The sequence below is a fragment of the uncultured Wocania sp. genome (assembly GCF_964021735.1).
In the GTDB taxonomy this organism is placed as follows: domain Bacteria; phylum Bacteroidota; class Bacteroidia; order Flavobacteriales; family Flavobacteriaceae; genus Wocania_A.
Window position 1 is genome coordinate 1 of the sequence record NZ_CAXIBN010000019.1, and the last position, 17,038, is coordinate 17,038.

Annotated in this window: 13 protein-coding genes and 2 tRNA genes; 8 read left to right on the forward strand and 7 right to left on the reverse strand. The window is 32.2% G+C overall.

All coding sequences use genetic code 11. The features are described from left to right. Window positions 1-118: 118 nt before the first annotated feature. From AADI82_RS03060 to AADI82_RS03070, 3 genes are all read right to left on the reverse strand, one after another. Window positions 119-193, reverse strand: a tRNA-Pro gene (locus AADI82_RS03060). Window positions 194-212: 19 nt separating this feature from the next. Further along, window positions 213-300: transfer RNA gene (locus AADI82_RS03065), tRNA-Ser, on the reverse strand. 90 nt (window positions 301-390) lie between these two features. Next, entirely contained in the window at window positions 391-2,439 is a 2,049-nt protein-coding gene (locus AADI82_RS03070) for an HDIG domain-containing metalloprotein (protein ID WP_341215001.1), read from the reverse strand. Between the two features lie 129 nt (window positions 2,440-2,568). Here AADI82_RS03070 and AADI82_RS03075 point away from each other — a divergent pair, with 129 nt between their 5' ends. Further along, a complete protein-coding gene (locus AADI82_RS03075) occupies window positions 2,569-3,756 on the forward strand; it encodes an acetyl-CoA C-acyltransferase (RefSeq protein WP_341215002.1) in 1,188 nt (395 codons plus the stop codon). Between the two features lie 86 nt (window positions 3,757-3,842). Then, the gene (locus tag AADI82_RS03080) at window positions 3,843-4,592 is read left to right on the forward strand and encodes a C40 family peptidase (RefSeq protein WP_341215003.1); all 750 of its coding nucleotides are present in this window, start codon (window positions 3,843-3,845) and stop codon (window positions 4,590-4,592) included. A 47-nt stretch (window positions 4,593-4,639) separates the two neighbouring features. Here AADI82_RS03080 and AADI82_RS03085 read toward each other — a convergent pair whose 3' ends face one another. Further along, window positions 4,640-5,890: a tetratricopeptide repeat protein gene (locus AADI82_RS03085; RefSeq protein WP_341215004.1), complete on the reverse strand. Its 1,251-nt coding sequence runs from the start codon at window positions 5,888-5,890 to the stop codon at window positions 4,640-4,642. A 15-nt stretch (window positions 5,891-5,905) separates the two neighbouring features. Next, window positions 5,906-8,446 (reverse strand): DNA gyrase subunit A, encoded by a 2,541-nt coding sequence (gene gyrA / locus AADI82_RS03090; protein WP_341215005.1) that lies wholly within the window; start codon window positions 8,444-8,446, stop codon window positions 5,906-5,908. Between the two features lie 249 nt (window positions 8,447-8,695). Here gyrA and AADI82_RS03095 point away from each other — a divergent pair, with 249 nt between their 5' ends. The 4 genes from AADI82_RS03095 (at window position 8,696) to AADI82_RS03110 (ending at window position 13,283) form a co-directional block, all read left to right on the forward strand. Continuing rightward, window positions 8,696-11,245 (forward strand): ATP-dependent Clp protease ATP-binding subunit, encoded by a 2,550-nt coding sequence (locus tag AADI82_RS03095; protein ID WP_341215006.1) that lies wholly within the window; start codon window positions 8,696-8,698, stop codon window positions 11,243-11,245. A 117-nt stretch (window positions 11,246-11,362) separates the two neighbouring features. Beyond that, a complete protein-coding gene (locus tag AADI82_RS03100) occupies window positions 11,363-11,926 on the forward strand; it encodes an RNA polymerase sigma factor (RefSeq protein ID WP_341215007.1) in 564 nt (187 codons plus the stop codon). An 11-nt stretch (window positions 11,927-11,937) separates the two neighbouring features. Beyond that, window positions 11,938-12,501, forward strand: a complete 564-nt coding sequence (locus tag AADI82_RS03105) for a hypothetical protein (RefSeq protein ID WP_341215008.1) — start codon at window positions 11,938-11,940, stop codon at window positions 12,499-12,501. A gap of 53 nt (window positions 12,502-12,554) precedes the next feature. After that, window positions 12,555-13,283, forward strand: coding sequence for a head GIN domain-containing protein (locus AADI82_RS03110; protein ID WP_341215009.1), 729 nt, complete (start codon window positions 12,555-12,557; stop codon window positions 13,281-13,283). 54 nt (window positions 13,284-13,337) lie between these two features. Here AADI82_RS03110 and AADI82_RS03115 read toward each other — a convergent pair whose 3' ends face one another. Together AADI82_RS03115 and AADI82_RS03120 are read right to left on the reverse strand one after the other, a co-directional pair. After that, entirely contained in the window at window positions 13,338-14,645 is a 1,308-nt protein-coding gene (locus tag AADI82_RS03115) for an MFS transporter (protein WP_341215010.1), read from the reverse strand. Between the two features lie 66 nt (window positions 14,646-14,711). After that, a complete protein-coding gene (locus AADI82_RS03120) occupies window positions 14,712-15,527 on the reverse strand; it encodes a M48 family metallopeptidase (RefSeq protein ID WP_341215011.1) in 816 nt (271 codons plus the stop codon). 222 nt (window positions 15,528-15,749) lie between these two features. Here AADI82_RS03120 and msrB point away from each other — a divergent pair, with 222 nt between their 5' ends. After that, entirely contained in the window at window positions 15,750-16,238 is a 489-nt protein-coding gene (gene msrB / locus AADI82_RS03125; RefSeq protein ID WP_341215012.1) for a peptide-methionine (R)-S-oxide reductase MsrB, read from the forward strand. A 110-nt stretch (window positions 16,239-16,348) separates the two neighbouring features. Continuing rightward, complete coding sequence (locus AADI82_RS03130; protein ID WP_341215013.1) at window positions 16,349-16,903, forward strand: DUF1572 family protein; 555 nt, start codon at window positions 16,349-16,351, stop codon at window positions 16,901-16,903. Window positions 16,904-17,038: the final 135 nt, after the last annotated feature.

The window sequence follows — 17,038 nt, forward strand, 5'->3', positions numbered from 1 at the left end:
AAAGTCTTGCACTGAAAGTGCATAGTTTCAACTAACGATTGAGACCAATGAATAAAAACAAAAAACACTGAAAATCATACAATTAACAGTGTTTTGATGTTACCTATCTCTAGGTTCGTCGGGGTGGCAGGATTCGAACCTGCGACCTCCGCGTCCCAAACGCGGCGCGATAACCGGGCTACGCTACACCCCGATTTGGTTATCTAATATTGCGGAGAGACGGGGATTCGAACCCCGGGTACCCTTTTGGGGTACGACGATTTAGCAAACCGCTCCTTTCGGCCACTCAGGCACCTCTCCTTTTTTATGAACTTTGCAATAAAATTGCGGATGCAAATGTAACATATCATCTCTAAGAACGCAACTATTTTATTTAATATTTTGTAAAATTTATTCAGGGTATTCAATTCGCAAATGGTAAATATTTGCAAGCTTGTGTTTTAGCACTTTTTTTATCGACTGAATTTCTTTGAATGTAATATTAGCATTTAAAAACTGTCCATCTTCTATTTGCTTATTTATAATATTTTCAACAAAAGCATCAATCTTTGTAGATGTAGGTTCTTTTAAACTTTTTGATGCTGCTTCAACACTATCACACATCATTAAAATAGCCGTTTCTTTGCTAAAAGGTTTTGGTCCTGGATAGCTAAAATCTAACTTATCAATTTCTTTTTGCACTTCCTTTTCTTTCTTATAAAAATAGTAGACTACACTTGTTCCATGATGCGTTCTAATAAAATCTATAACGCGGTCTGGTAAATTATTTTTTCTAGCAATTTCAATTCCATTTATAACGTGATCAGTTATAATTTTCGCACTTTCTTTTGCCGATAATTCATCATGTGGATTAATTCCTGTGGATTGATTTTCGGTAAAATACGTCGGGTTTTTCATTTTACCAATATCATGATACAAAGCACCTACTCTAATTAACATGGCATTTGCCCCTATTTCGTTAGCAGATGCTTCTGCAAGATTTGCAACGTTTAATGAATGGTGAAATGTTCCTGGTGATTTATTAGAAAGTTCTTTAAGTAATTTTGAATTGGTGTCAGACAATTCTAAAAGTGACACATCTGATACTAATCCAAAAAGTTTTTCGTAAGCATAAATTAATGGTTGTACAAATAAAGTGGCAAGTCCGCAAAGTATAAACCAAATAAAGGTTTCCCATTTAATTGTTTCAACAGTACCCTCATGTATTACAAAAAAAGCAAAGTAAGCCACGATATAAATTAGAGTAATTTGACCTACAGAAATAAATAAATTTGCCCTTTTATACAATTCTGAAACCGTTAAAATAGTTACAATTCCTGCAATTATTTGAAGAAACATATACTCATAACTATTTGGCACTATAAACCCTAATAATAATACTGTAATTACATGTGCAAACAGTCCTAAACGAGCATCAAAAAAAGCTTTAAAAACTAATGGTAGAATACAAATTGGCACCACGTAAATATATTTTGAATTGTAATTTACAACCAACGTTGTTATAAAAACCATTAAAAAAATATTGAAAAAAATAAAGGTGACTTTAGTATTATTTTCAAACACATCAGGTCTATATTTTCGAAGAAATAATAATAACATTAATAAGGCTAAGGCAACCAACAATGTGTAAGCAAATAATATCCAATTATAGTTTGATTTATTCCAAACCTGCGATTCGTATTCAGATTGTAATGATTTTAATTTTTGATATTTGTCACCTTCAATAACTTCTCCTTTAGAAATAATTAAAGTTCCTTTTTCAACACTTCCTCTGGCATAGGCTATTTTATCAAACTCCTCTTGTAAAACCTTATCTGTTGTAGATTTATCGAAAACAAGATTAGGCTCAACTAAATCGAAAAAAAGTGATACGAAGCCGTTTTTATAGTTTGACAAATTTTGATTTGAAAGTACTTTTTCAATATGTAATACAACTTCATTTTGTTTTATTAAATTAGAGAACACCCCCTTTTCTTTCTCTACACGATCATCAAGTAAAACTATAACCTTATTATCAGAAAAATTGTAATCTTCATTTAAAATACCAAATTGGTATAATTCTTTAATTATTTTATTTCCTGTTTTAAATAATTTATCTAAGTCAAATTCTGAAATAGAATCAAAAAAATAGTTTTTAAATTGAGACTCAAATTGATTTTTAACTTTAGACTCGATAGCACTATCTAGGTTAAAATATAATATCGAATTGTCTCTAAGTAATTTCTTTTCCGCAGCAATTTCTTCATCAGTCTTTTTAATAGCAAAATTAAAAGGAGCGTACAAGTTTTCAGATTGCCAAGGCTTTCCTTTTTCAAAATTATATTTAAATTTTCCGCTTTTTGGGAATAAATACACAATTAAAACCGTAGTACATATAAACAATAGCCCTTTGTAAATTAAAGAATGGTTTCGGTAAAATTTATTTATAAAATCTTTCATTTTGCACTTTAGTATTTTCAAATGTAATAAAATTATATGCCTTTTTCTGCTTTTTATAATATACTAATCATTGTTAAGTTCTACTAAAAATTGATTATTTTCGTTGCATCAAAATTTAAGCATAAAAAAATGAGTAAAGAAGTTGTTATTGTATCAGCTGCTAGAACACCAATAGGTAGTTTTTTAGGTTCTTTATCTACAATTCCTGCAACCAAACTAGGAGCTATTGCTATTAAAGGTGCGTTAAACAAAATAAACCTTAAACCTGAGCTAGTAGAAGAAGTTCTAATGGGTAACGTGATTCAAGCTGGGACAGGACAAGCACCGGCTAGACAAGCTGCAATTTATGCAGGTATACCCAATACCGTACCATGTACAACTATAAATAAAGTTTGTGCTTCTGGTATGAAAACTGTTATGCAAGCTGCTCAATCTATTGCGCTTGGTGATGCCAACATTATTGTTGCTGGTGGTATGGAAAACATGAGTTTAATTCCTCATTATTTATATGCAAGAACGGGTACAAAATTTGGTCCAACCTCTCTAATAGATGGTATGCAAAAAGATGGATTAGTTGATGCTTACGACCAAAATGCCATGGGTGTTTGTGCAGATGCTTGTGCTAATGAATATAAATTTACTAGAGAAGACCAAGATGCTTTTGCCATACAATCTTACACAAGATCTGCAGCAGCTTGGGAAGCAGGGAAGTTTGATAATGAAGTTGTTCCTGTTGAAGTCCCACAACGCAGAGGTGAACCTATAATAGTTAGTAAAGATGAAGAATTTACTAATGTAAAAATGGAAAAAATACCACAGCTACGACCTGCTTTTACAAAAGAAGGCACCGTAACCGCTGCCAATGCTTCAACCATAAATGATGGTGCTGGTGCGATGGTTTTAATGAGCAAAGAAAAAGCTGAAGAATTAGGCTTAAAACCTTTAGGTACTATAACAGGTTATGCTGATGCAGCACACGAACCTGAGTGGTTTACAACTGCTCCTGCAAAAGCTTTGCCTAAGGCATTAAATAAAGCTGGAATTACAATTGATAACGTTGACTATTTTGAATTTAACGAAGCTTTTTCGGTTGTTGGTTTAGCTAATATGAAAATTCTCGGGTTAAACGATAGCAATGTAAATGTTAATGGTGGCGCAGTTTCTCTTGGTCATCCGCTTGGTTGTTCTGGTGTTAGAATACTTATTACCCTTTTAAATGTATTAGAGCAAAATAATGCTAAAATTGGTGCTGCAGCTATATGCAATGGTGGTGGCGGTGCCTCTGCTGTTGTTATTGAGCGAAACATTAATAAATAAAATATAACCTTACTAGAGAATGATAATAGAGATATTGCTTGTAAACATGAAAAGCAATAGAATAAATACGTGAAATTAATTTTTGAATGCAATACGGAATTTGTAATTTAAGTATAATCTCCATGAGACTTGATCCGCTGGATAAAAGTGAACTTATTTCTCAAGTCTTATACGGCGATTATTTTAAAGTTTTAGAGCAGCGTAAATATTGGAGTAAAATTCGGCTTGCATTTGATAATTATGAAGGCTGGATAGACAATAAACAATACTTCGAAATTACAGAGAAACAATACAAAACTTTAAATCAAGAACTCCCAAAACTTTCGGCAGACTTAGTTGAATTTATTCAAGATAAGAACGAGCAACTGTACTCTATTTCATTAGGATCGTCGTTAAACGGTTTATCTATTTTAAATCATCGCTTTGATGGCAATTCTGTCTCAAATATTTTATCAAAGAACAATATTATAAAAACATCTTTTCTGTATTTAAACGCGCCATATCTTTGGGGAGGAAAAACACCTTTTGGCATAGATGCTTCTGGGTTTACACAAATGGTGTATAAGTTAAATGGCTACAAATTATTAAGAGAAGCAGTGCAACAAGCTACGCAAGGTGAAGCTTTAAGCTTTATAGAAGAAAGTGAACCTGGAGATTTAGCATTTTTTGATAACAATGAAGGCATTATTACACATGTTGGTATTATAATGAAAGATAATTACATTATTCATGCTTTCGGAAAAGTGAGAATAGATAGATTAGATCATTCTGGCATTTATAATGTAGATACTCATATACATACACACAAACTGAGAGTTATTAAAAAAGTAATATAAAAAAAGCCGCAAATTGCGGCTTTTTTTATATATTAATCTAATTAAAATTAGTTTCCTGCTTCAATAGCGTCAACTTTTTCTTTTATAACTTTAAATTTATCTGTTTCACCTAAAACACTATAAATATTCATCAATGTTTTAGCTGCATTAATATTTTTCGAGTTAATATCAAGTGCTTTATCTAAATACGGTATCGCACTTCTATAAATATTTTGACGTTGCTCTCTTAACTCATCATAACGTAAATCATCTTTTTTAGAACTTCCCAAACCATTCATTTCTTCAATAAGTGCTTGTTCTCCGTTTAAGATTAAAGCTGCCATATTTATGTAGGCATTTATATAACTAGGATCTAGTTCTATAGCTTTATCATAATATTTTTTTGCTCCTTCAATATCATCAGATTCAGAAGCAATTACCCCTAAGTTATATTGTAATTCAGCATTATTTGGATCCTTTTTAGTTGCCAATTCTAATAGCCTTTTAAACTCATCTTTATTACCCATTTTAAAATGCACATTAGCTTCAGAAAGCAATAAATTAATATCGTCTGGACTCTCTGCTCTAGCATCTTTCATAGCGGCTAGTGCTTTTTCATTATCGCCATTGCTTACATAAATAAGTGCTACATTTTTAACGATTTCTGCTTTCTTAGATTCTGTTAATCTTTCTCCTGGCTTAATGTGGCTTTTAGCTTTTACGTATAAATCACGAGTATTTTTATCTAAAACCTCTTCTTCTCCCGTTTCTACACTTGTAGCAAAGTACTCTTTTTGTATACCAGTATACCCTAATTGCTTAAGCTCTTCATATAATTTTAAAGCTCTATCAAATTCTTGAACATTTACAGCCGTAGCCGCAGCGTAATAAAGGAATAATGTATCTTGAGTAGATGTTCTGTAAGCGTGTTCAAAATATTTTGAAGCTGAAGAAAAATCTTTATCCTCATATGCTTTATTGCCTTTTGTTAAAATACCATTAGTCATGGTTTGCTTTAACTCTGTAACTTCAGCTACATAAGCTCCTTTAACATTCTCTAAGCTTTCTAAAGCCTTATCGATATCTTGATTAGTTCCAGCACCGTTTGCATATAACGCTTGCCCCAATAAGTAATAATATTTGGCTTTGTTTTTTTCGTCCATAGAAGCCATTAAAGCTTTAGCTTGATTTAGAGACGCTTTTGCTTCTGCAAAGTTGTTTCCTTTAATAGCTTTCTCTGCAGATTTCAATTCTTTCTTTTGTGCAAATGAAAATGCACTTATTGAAAAAGCCAAAGCTATAATTAATTGTTTTTTCATTTTAATAATATTTAGTTAATTGTCAATATTGTTTTCGTTTAGATTATTATCAAGAGTTGTGCCATCTTCAGAATCATTAGTGTTTTCAATAGTTTCAACATCTTCTACCTCTTCATCATCATGCATCACCTTTGCTACAGCAGCAATAGAATCATTTCCTTTTAGGTTAATTAACTTAACACCTTGCGTAGCTCTTCCCATAACTCTTAAGTCTTGAACTGCCATACGGATAGCTATTCCAGATTTGTTAATAATCATTAAATCGTCCTCATCCGTTACATTTTTTATAGATACTAAGTTGCCTGTTTTTTTTGTAATAGAAATAGTTTTTACACCTTTCCCTCCTCTATTGGTAATTCTATAGTCTTCTAAACTTGAACGTTTACCATAGCCATTCTCTGAAACTACAAGGATATCGCTTTCCATATCATCAACTGCTATCATACCAATAACTTCATCTGTTTTTTCGTCTTGTAAACGAATACCACGAACACCTGAAGCTCCACGACCCATAGGTCTTGTTTTTGCTTCTTCAAAACGGATAGCTTTACCAGATTTTAATGCCAACATAACTTGACTTTCGCCTGTAGTTAACTTGGCTTCTAGTAAAACATCATCTTCTTTAATAGTAATAGCATTAATTCCGTTTGTTCTAGGACGAGAGTATTGCTCTAAAGCCGTTTTTTTAACTTGCCCTTTTTTAGTAGCCATAATCACGTAGTGACTATTTATATAATCTTCATCTTTTAAATCTTGAGTACAAATAAAAGCCATCACTTTATCATCTTGCTCAATATTTATTAGATTTTGAATAGCTCTACCCTTTGAGGTTTTACTGCCTTCTGGAATCTCATAAACACGCATCCAGAAACATTTTCCTTTTTGGGTAAAGAATAACATGTATTGGTGGTTTGTGCCAACAAATAAATGCTCTAAGAAATCTTCATTACGAGTTGTTGAAGCTTTTTGACCAACACCGCCTCTATTTTGTGTTTTATATTCTGTTAAAGATGTACGTTTAATATATCCGGCATGAGAAATAGTAATAACTACTTTTTCATTAGGAATCATATCTTCTATACTTAAATCACCTCCAGCATATTCAATAATTGAACGACGCTCATCACCATATTTATCTCGAACCACTTCCAATTCGCCTTTAATGATATCCATACGACGCTCTTTCTTGTCTAAAATATCTTTTAAGTCAATAATGGTTTTCATTATCTCCTCATACTCAGAACGTAATTTATCTTGCTCTAAACCTGTTAATTGACGTAAACGCATTTCAACTATGGCTTTGGCTTGAATTTCAGAAAGTTCGAAACGTTTTATTAAGTTTTCGCGAGCTTCATCGGCATTTGAAGACGCTCTAATAATTGCAATAACTTCGTCTATATTATCCGAGGCAATAATTAATCCTTCTAAAATATGTGCACGTTCTTCAGCTTTACGTAATTCATAAGTTGTACGACGCACCACTACTTCGTGTCTATGTTCAACGAAATAATGAATTAGTTCTTTTAAATTTAATAATTGTGGACGACCATTTACTAATGCAATATTATTGACACTAAAAGATGATTGTAATGCGGTGTATTTATATAATTTATTTAGAACGATATTTGGAATTGCATCACGTTTTAAAACGTAAACAATGCGCATGCCGTTTCTATCAGATTCATCACGAATGGTTGCAATACCATCCATTTTCTTTTCGTTAACTAAATCGGCAGTTTTTTTAATCATGTCTGCCTTATTTACTTGGTATGGAATCTCGGTTACAATGATACATTCTCTACCCTGTACTTCTTCAATAATGGCTTTTGCACGCATTACAATACGTCCGCGACCTGTATGAAATGCTTCTTTTACACCGTCGTAACCATAAATAGTTCCACCCGTTGGAAAATCTGGCGCTTTAACATGTTGTATTAATTCGTCAATCTCAATGTCGGTGTTTTCAATATAAGCAATCGTTCCATTTACAACTTCAGTTAAATTATGTGGCGGCATATTTGTTGCCATACCTACTGCAATACCCGAAGCTCCGTTTACCAAAAGCCCTGGAATACGCGTTGGTAAAACCGTTGGTTCTTGAAGTGTATCATCAAAATTCAATTTGTGGTCTACAGTTTCCTTGTCAATATCTGCCAACATATCCTCAGATATTTTACGCATACGTGCTTCTGTATAACGCATTGCTGCAGGACTATCTCCATCAATAGAACCAAAGTTACCTTGTCCATCTACAAGCATATAACGCAAGCTCCATTCTTGAGCCATACGTACCATAGCATCATAAACAGATGTATCACCATGTGGGTGATATTTACCTAAAACCTCTCCAACTATTCTTGCTGATTTTTTATGCGCTGTATTTGCTCTAACACCTAGTTCATGCATACCATAAAGTACACGTCTGTGAACTGGCTTTAAACCATCTCTTACATCTGGTAAAGCACGTGACACAATGACCGACATTGAATAATCAATGTAAGCCGATTTCATCTCATCTTCAATATTAATAGGGATCAATTTTTCTCCTTCTGCCATAAATATTTTAATTAAGTTTTTATGAGTTTTTCAAAACATGCTAATATAAAACTTTCAATAGTCATAGTAAGACTTTCAATCGTGTTTTTTCATGTTTTTTATTAACAATTTCGCACCCTTTTTTAGTTAATAAGTATGCAGCTTAAAATTTTGATTTTATAAAGTTTTTTTCGTCAATTAGCATTTTAAGGTACAGTTTTTGCCTTAAGTAAAATGTTTTAGTATTTTTAATGCAGAAAGGAAACTATTATGGATGATAATTTTTCACCAAGAGTAAAAGATGTAATTGCATATAGCAAAGAAGAAGCACTAAGGTTAGGGCACGATTTTATTGGTACCGAACACTTAATGCTTGGGCTTTTGCGCGATGGAGATGGTAAAGCCATCAACATTTTGAATGCCTTAGAAGTTGATTTGAATCATTTAAGGCGTAAAGTAGAAATTTTAAGTCCTGCAAACCCCAATATTAATATTGCTTCTAATCAAAAAAAGAACTTACACCTTACAAGGCAAGCAGAACGCGCTTTAAAGACCACGTTTTTAGAAGCTAAACTATTTCAAAGCACCTCAATAAATACTGCTCATTTACTTTTATGCATTTTAAGAAATGAGAACGATCCTACTACTAAGCTTTTAAATAAGCTTAAAGTCGATTACGATAATGTTAAAGAACAATTTAAACTTATGATTACTAACGATAATGATTATATAGAACCAAAATCTGAATCTTTTCAAGATGATGATACAGGTTCACCAGACGACACATCAAAGGATAATATTTTTAATGCACCATCTGGAAAAGCAAACAAAAAATCTAAAACACCTGTTCTAGATAATTTTGGTCGCGATTTAACAGCCATGGCAGACGAAGGTAAATTAGACCCAGTTGTTGGACGTGAAAAAGAAATACAACGCGTATCTCAAGTATTAAGTAGAAGAAAGAAAAACAATCCGCTTTTAATTGGTGAACCTGGGGTTGGTAAATCGGCTATTGCAGAAGGCTTAGCGCTTAGAATTGTAAAACGAAAAGTATCGCGTATTTTATTTAATAAACGCGTCGTTACTTTAGATTTAGCAAGCTTGGTTGCTGGCACAAAATATCGTGGACAGTTTGAAGAGCGTATGAAAGCCGTAATGAACGAGCTTGAAAAAAATGACGATGTCATTCTTTTTATTGACGAAATTCATACTATTGTTGGTGCAGGTGGAGCCACAGGTAGCTTAGATGCTTCAAACATGTTTAAACCAGCGTTGGCACGTGGCGAAATTCAGTGTATTGGTGCTACAACTTTAGATGAATACAGACAGTATATTGAAAAAGACGGAGCTTTAGAGCGTCGTTTTCAAAAGGTTATAGTGGAGCCAACTACGGTTGAAGAAACTATAGAAATTTTAAATAATATTAAAGGAAAATACGAAGAACACCATAACGTTGATTATACTCCAGAAGCTATAGAAGCTTGTGTAAAATTAACTAACAGGTACATGACAGAACGTTTTCTACCAGATAAGGCTATTGATGCCCTTGACGAAGCTGGATCGCGTGTACATATTACTAATATTGATGTTCCTAAACAAATCATAGAGCTAGAAAAACAACTTGAAACCGTTAAAGAAACTAAAAATTCTGTTGTTAAAAAGCAAAAATATGAGGAAGCAGCAAAACTTAGAGATGACGAAAAACGCATAGAAAAAGAATTGGCTGTTGCGCAAGAAAAGTGGGAAGAAGAAACCAAGCAAAACCGTGAAATTGTTACAGAAGACAATGTAGCCGATGTCGTTTCAATGATGACAGGCATTCCAGTAAATAGAATTGCGCAAACCGAAATTAATAAACTTGCCGAACTACCTAACCTAATAAAAGGTAAGGTTATCGGTCAAGATGAAGCGGTTGCCAAAGTGGTTAAAGCTATACAGCGTAATCGTGCTGGACTTAAAGACCCTAATAAACCAATTGGTTCATTTATATTTTTAGGTCAAACTGGTGTTGGTAAAACACAGTTAGCCAAAGTGTTGTCGCGTGAGTTATTCGATAGTGAAGATTCACTTGTTAGAATCGACATGAGTGAATACATGGAAAAGTTTGCCATCTCTAGATTAATTGGAGCACCTCCAGGATACGTTGGTTACGAAGAAGGCGGACAATTAACCGAAAAAGTAAGACGTAAACCCTATGCTGTTATTCTTTTAGATGAGATTGAAAAGGCGCATCCAGATGTGTTTAATATGTTACTGCAAGTACTAGACGATGGGTATTTAACCGATAGCCTAGGCAGAAAAATTGATTTTAGAAATACCATCATTATCATGACATCAAACATAGGTGCCCGCAAACTTAAAGATTTTGGAACCGGTATTGGTTTTGGAACGGCTTCACAAAAAGCACAAGAAGATGCAAATGCAGTTAAAATTATTGAAAATGCGCTTAAAAAATCATTTGCTCCTGAATTTTTAAATAGAATTGATGATGTAGTAGTTTTTAACGCCTTAGAAAAAGAAGATATCAATAAAATCATTGATATTGAATTAGACAAACTGTTATTAAGAATTAAAGATTTAGGATATGTCTTAAAACTTAGTAAAAGTGCTAAAGATTATATAGCGGATAAAGGCTTCGATAAGCAATATGGTGCAAGACCACTAAAAAGAGCCATTCAAAAATATATTGAAGATGCTTTAGCAGAAGAAATTATATCCTCTCAGGTTCAAGAAGGCGATAAAATTAGTATCGATTTAGATAAAAAAACGAACGAACTTAAGATTACTATTGATAAAGCTGAAAAGCCTACAGAATCGTAGTTTCAAAATAGAATTAACATAATTAAATCCTACAACCTTATGAGTGTGGGATTTTTTTTTGATAAAAACTGTAACAAACTAAAAACAATTATATCTATACTATAACAATTTGTTTTTTTGACGCCAACTAATTTAAATACCGAACAGCTTGTAAAGCTTTGTATAGCTAAAAATCAATCCGCACAATTGGAAATTTATAAACGCTACTACAAAACTATGTATAATACAGCACTACGAATTGTGAAAAACAATTTTGAAGCAGAAGATATTATGCAAGACTCCTTTTTGTTGGCGTTTACAAAGTTAGAGAGTCTTAAAGATGTGAAAATATTTGGATCGTGGTTAAAACGAATTGTAATAAATAATAGCATTTATCATTATAAAAAGAACAACAAAGTACACGAAGTTCCTTTAGATGATATTTTGTATAAAGTTGAAGATAGTAATGATGGTATTGATAGTAATTATGAGTTTACAACCATAAAAGCACAAGATATTTTAAATACCATGAAAACATTAAAAGATAATTACAGAATTGCTTTAACCTTAAACCTTATTGAAGGTTATGATTATGAGGAAATAAGTGAAATTATGAATATTACAAATGCTAATTGCAGAACAACAATATCGAGAGCAAAGGAAAACTTAAGACAAAAATTACAACTTAAAGTAGCACAATAAAAAATTAAGTAATGAGTAACGATAATTTAAACGATTTATTTGAAAATCTAAAAAACAGGTTTGATGTTGAAACTCCTAATTTGGGTCATCAACAACGTTTTTTAAATAAGTTAGTTAAGCAAAATAAAAACAGTGAAGTTTATATTAAAACTTCAACTTCTAAGGGTAAACTCTGGAAGCCTTTTATAGGAATTGCTGCCGCTGTTGCTTTACTTTTTTCAGTATTTGTATTTACAAATCAACATAGTTCACAAATAGATTTAGCCGAAATTTCACCTGAAATGGCACAAACACAAACTGTATTTACTACTATATTTAATAATGAATTAAGCAAAATAAACAGTGAAGAAATGCCTGAGTACCAGGATTTAATTGTAGATGCGCTTTACAATATTAAAGTTATTGAAGAAGATTACAATCAGTTAGTTATTGGATTAAATGAAAACCCTAATGATCAATTAATTATATCGGCAATGATTTTAAACTTTCAAAGTAGAATAGACATCCTGCAAGACGTTATGCAAGAAATAGAAAAAGCAGAAAAATCAACAAAAAACGAACCAAATATTATATAACAATTAAAATCAATTTTTTTTGCTAAAGCGGAAAAACAAAAAACCTAAACAAAATGAAAAAAATAATTACAACATCAATTTTTGCACTATTATTAGTTACAGCTACAAATGCTCAAAACTGGGGAAAGAAAAAAATTAAAGGAAACGGCAGCGTTACTACTGAAACAAGAACAACTGGAGATTATGATGGCATTAAATGTGCAGGATCTATGGATTTTATATTAGTTTCTGGTAAAGAAGGGCAAATTAAAATAGAAGGCGAATCAAATTTACTTGAATACATTGTAACCGAAGTAAAAGACAAAAATCTTATCGTAAAAGTAAAAAAAGGCGTTAATATTAATTCTAGCAAAAATAAAGGGATAAAAATAACTATTCCATTTGAGGACATAAGCAATGTTTCTCTTGCTGGATCTGGAGATTTAATTAGTAAAGATCAAATAGTTACTGATAACTTAAAAATTTCCTTGGCTGGTGCCGGAGATGTTAACCTGAATATAAAAACACAATCTGTTAAAGGTGCTGTTGCTGGGTCTGGTGATATTTCTCTAAAAGGAAGCACTAATAAGTTGGTGGCTAAGGTTGCTGGGTCTGGAGATTTTAATTCGTATGGTTTAAATTCTAATGATGCAGAGGTTTCTGTTGCTGGGTCAGGCGATGTAAAAGTATCTGCTAGTAACAACCTTAAAGCAAGAGTTGCTGGTTCTGGCGATGTTACTTACCGTGGAAATCCAAAAGTAGACAAAAAAGTAGCAGGTTCTGGAGACATTTCAAAAGATTAGTCTTAAACAAATCATAAAAAAGGCGATACAAATTGTATCGCTTTTTTTATACAATTACTTTTCTATTTGCTGTTTTGGAACTCTAAATAATAAAACGATTCCAAATAAAAAGAAAACAAATAGAAACAGAATAGCATTTCGCATGCTACCAGTAATCTGGTCAATAGTTGCGAAAATAATCATGCCAATAACAATTCCAATTTTTTCAGCAACATCATAAAAACTAAAATATGAAGTGGTATCATCGGTTTCTGGCAAAAACTTAGAATATGTTGATCTTGCTAATGCTTGAATACCTCCCATTACCAAACCAACTACTGAGGCTGCTATATAAAACTGCATGGGTGTTTTCATAAAATAAGCATAAAAACATAGGCACATCCAAATACCATTTATAGCTATAAGCGTTTTAATATTACCATATTTATTAGAAGCTCTTGAGGTTAACATCGCCCCAAAAACTGCAACAATTTGTATGACCAAAATGCTTACAATTAATCCCATTGTTTTTTCACTATCTCCTCCCCATGCTATTTCCTCTTCGCCAAAATACACAGCAATCAACATGATTGTTTGTACAGCCATACTAAATACAAAAAAGGCATACAAATAACGTTTTAACCTTAAATCTTGTTTAAGTTGTTTCCAAACTAATCTCAATTCTTTCAATCCGTTAAAAACAACAGCACGAGTTACTTTATGACCAGAAGAAGTACCCTTTGGCAAATAATAAAATGAATATTGACTAAATAAAGCCCACCAAATTCCAACAGTTATAAATGAATAGCGCATCATTTGCATTTTAGCAGTACCATCATCTTGACTCATTACCATAACTAAATTCACAATAAGCAAAAGTACACTACCTATGTAACCCATCGAAAATCCTTTGGCACTAATTGAATCTTGCTGTTCTTCAAAAGCGATATCTGGTAAATACGAATTATAAAACACTAAGCTTCCCCAATAGCCAATAAGTCCCATAAAGTAGAACAATAAGCTCAAATGAATCCTATCTGGAGAAATATCAAACCAATATAAACCTATACAACCGGCACTTCCTACGTAGCAAAAAAACTTTAAAAAATTCTTTTTGTTCCCTACATAATCAGCAATACCAGATAGTATCGGAGACATAAAAGCTACCACTAAAAAAGTAAATGCCGTAACAAAAGTTATTAACGCAGTGCTTTTAAATTCCGTCCCAAAAGCTTGCACATTCTTTATTTCAGAAAGAAATAATGCCGAATAAAATATAGGGAAAATAGATGATGCAATTGTAAGTGTGTAAACGGAGTTCGCCCAATCATAAAACGCCCAAGCGTTAAGAAGTTTTTTACTTCCTTTTTTTAGTTGATTCATAAAAAAAAGCTGCTCTTTTATGAGCAGCTCCTAAAGTAATCAAATATTTTAAAAAAGATAAATTAATTATCTAAATGACGTTACACCAAACTTTTTAGCCTCTGCCTTTGCTTGTGGTGCTAATGCTTTCAAATTTGCAATACGAGAATCATTTGATGGGTGCGTACTTAAAATTTCTGGTGGTGCTTGTCCACCACTATTAGCCTTCATACGTTTCCATAATTCAGCAGCTTCATCTGGATTATAACCAGCAACTGCCATTAAATATAATCCAATTTTATCGGCTTCAGTTTCATGCGCTCTACTAAAAGGAAGCATAACACCAACCTGAGAACCAATACCATAATATTGATTAAAAGCATTTCTAGATTGTTCGTCTTTAATAGCTATATTTCCTGCTAATGCAACACCTTGTTGTAAATAAGCAGCACTCATACGTTGTTGTCCGTGGTTTGCTAATGCATGAGCAACTTCATGCCCCATAATGGCTGCAACTCCTGTTTCACCCTTAGCAATTGGTAATATTCCTGTGTAAAATACAATTTTACCTCCTGGCATACACCATGCGTTTACAGTTTTATCATCAACTAAATTATATTCCCACTTATAATCCTTCAAGTAACCTTGATGACCATTTGCATTTAACCAACGTTCTGCAGCAACTGCAATACGTTGTCCAACACGTTTAATCATATCGGCATCTTTTGTTCCTGTTACTACTTTATTCTCATTCAAAAACTGATCGTATTGAGCAAAAGCTGTAGGGAATAACTGAGAATTTGGCACTAAAGCCATAGTTTTTTTTCCTGTAAATGGGTTTTCTGCACATGAAAAAATTAGCAGTGCTATACCAAATATTATAATAGTCTTTTTTAGTTTCATTTTAATAGGGTTTTAATATTCTATAAAAATACAAAAATTGTACCTTTATTTTTTTGACACAGAATTTAATTATATGTCACAATATTATAAAAGTAAATAATATTAAAGTTTAAAATTAACGCATTTGAATTTAAGTTTACCTTAAATACTATACTTTTTACTCTATTTTTATTTGTTATGTATAGTGTTTAATACCGACATATATCTTATAAAATTTTTACTATGATTATTAATAAATTAATACCTTTATTTACTTTAATATTATTTTTCAATTGCAATTCTTCTGCTCAAAAGCAAAAAGAAGAAGCATCCAAAATTTATAAAGTCTCTAAAACTGAAAGCGAATGGAAAGCTGAATTATCTGAAATGGAATTTTATGTTTTACGAAAAGCAGGTACCGAACGTGCATTTTCAAGTCCTTTAAATAAAAATTATGACGAAGGCATATACCATTGCGCAGCTTGCAATTCGCCTTTATTTAAAAGTAAGCATAAATTCGATTCTGGTACAGGTTGGCCAAGTTTTGATAGAGAAATAAAAGGTAATGTTGCTTTTTCTACTGATAATGATTTAGGATACACACGAACCGAAGAACATTGCACAACTTGCGGTGGGCATTTAGGTCACGTTTTTAATGATGGCCCAAAAAACACGACTGGAAAAAGACACTGTATTAATGGTGTGGCTTTAAAGTTTGTTCCTAATAAATAAGCTTTATAAAAATCAATATTCAAAAAACTAAATTTTAGAGCTATTCGATTTTTTTTGAATTTAGGATTTGCTTTTTTGTAATTTCTTCTTTTCTAATTTACATTTACAATATGAAAACTTCTTACTTATCAAGCATCATCAAACAATTTGAATATTATAAAAGTCTTGGTGATAAAACTTTAAACCAACTTACGTTTGAAGGTATACAATGGCAGAGTAACGAAGATTCTAACAGTATTGCTATAATTGTAAAGCACGTAACTGGCAACATGTTAAGCAGATGGACCAATTTTTTAAGTGAAGATGGTGAAAAAGAATGGCGACATCGTGATGAAGAATTTATCGATTCTTTTGAAACTTATGAAGATTTAATAGCTGCATGGGAAAGTGGTTGGGCTTGTTTATTTAACGCAATTAACCCTTTAAAAAATGATGATTTAGAACGCATTATTTACATTAGAAATCAAGGGCATACGGTTACTGAGGCAATTAATAGACAACTAGCCCATTATTCTTACCACATTGGACAAATGGTTTTTTTAGGTAAAATTATAAAAGGTGAAGATTGGCAATCGTTATCTATTCCAAAAGGAGATTCGAAAAAATATAATTCAGAAAAATTTTCAAAAGAAAAAGGGAAACGTCATTTTACGGATGATGTATAGTAAATTAATAAACTAAATTCCTGAAAAATACTTTTGAAAATATGCCCGAGAGAAGGATTGTAACAGCATCCTTTTTAAAATAACTAAGTAACAAATTTACTTAAGGTTTAAGAAATGGCAGATTCTTACATTGCT

Coding starts and splice junctions, on each gene's coding strand:
- AADI82_RS03080 (WP_341215003.1), top strand. CDS start 3,843: ATGCAATACGGAATTTGTAATTTAAGTATAATCTCCATGAGACTTGAT.
- AADI82_RS03105 (WP_341215008.1), top strand. CDS start 11,938: ATGAGTAACGATAATTTAAACGATTTATTTGAAAATCTAAAAAACAGG.
- AADI82_RS03115 (WP_341215010.1), bottom strand. CDS start 14,645: ATGAATCAACTAAAAAAAGGAAGTAAAAAACTTCTTAACGCTTGGGCG.
- AADI82_RS03085 (WP_341215004.1), bottom strand. CDS start 5,890: ATGAAAAAACAATTAATTATAGCTTTGGCTTTTTCAATAAGTGCATTT.
- AADI82_RS03110 (WP_341215009.1), top strand. CDS start 12,555: ATGAAAAAAATAATTACAACATCAATTTTTGCACTATTATTAGTTACA.
- AADI82_RS03075 (WP_341215002.1), top strand. CDS start 2,569: ATGAGTAAAGAAGTTGTTATTGTATCAGCTGCTAGAACACCAATAGGT.
- msrB (WP_341215012.1), top strand. CDS start 15,750: ATGATTATTAATAAATTAATACCTTTATTTACTTTAATATTATTTTTC.
- AADI82_RS03095 (WP_341215006.1), top strand. CDS start 8,696: ATGGATGATAATTTTTCACCAAGAGTAAAAGATGTAATTGCATATAGC.
- AADI82_RS03120 (WP_341215011.1), bottom strand. CDS start 15,527: ATGAAACTAAAAAAGACTATTATAATATTTGGTATAGCACTGCTAATT.
- AADI82_RS03070 (WP_341215001.1), bottom strand. CDS start 2,439: ATGAAAGATTTTATAAATAAATTTTACCGAAACCATTCTTTAATTTAC.
- AADI82_RS03130 (WP_341215013.1), top strand. CDS start 16,349: ATGAAAACTTCTTACTTATCAAGCATCATCAAACAATTTGAATATTAT.
- gyrA (WP_341215005.1), bottom strand. CDS start 8,446: ATGGCAGAAGGAGAAAAATTGATCCCTATTAATATTGAAGATGAGATG.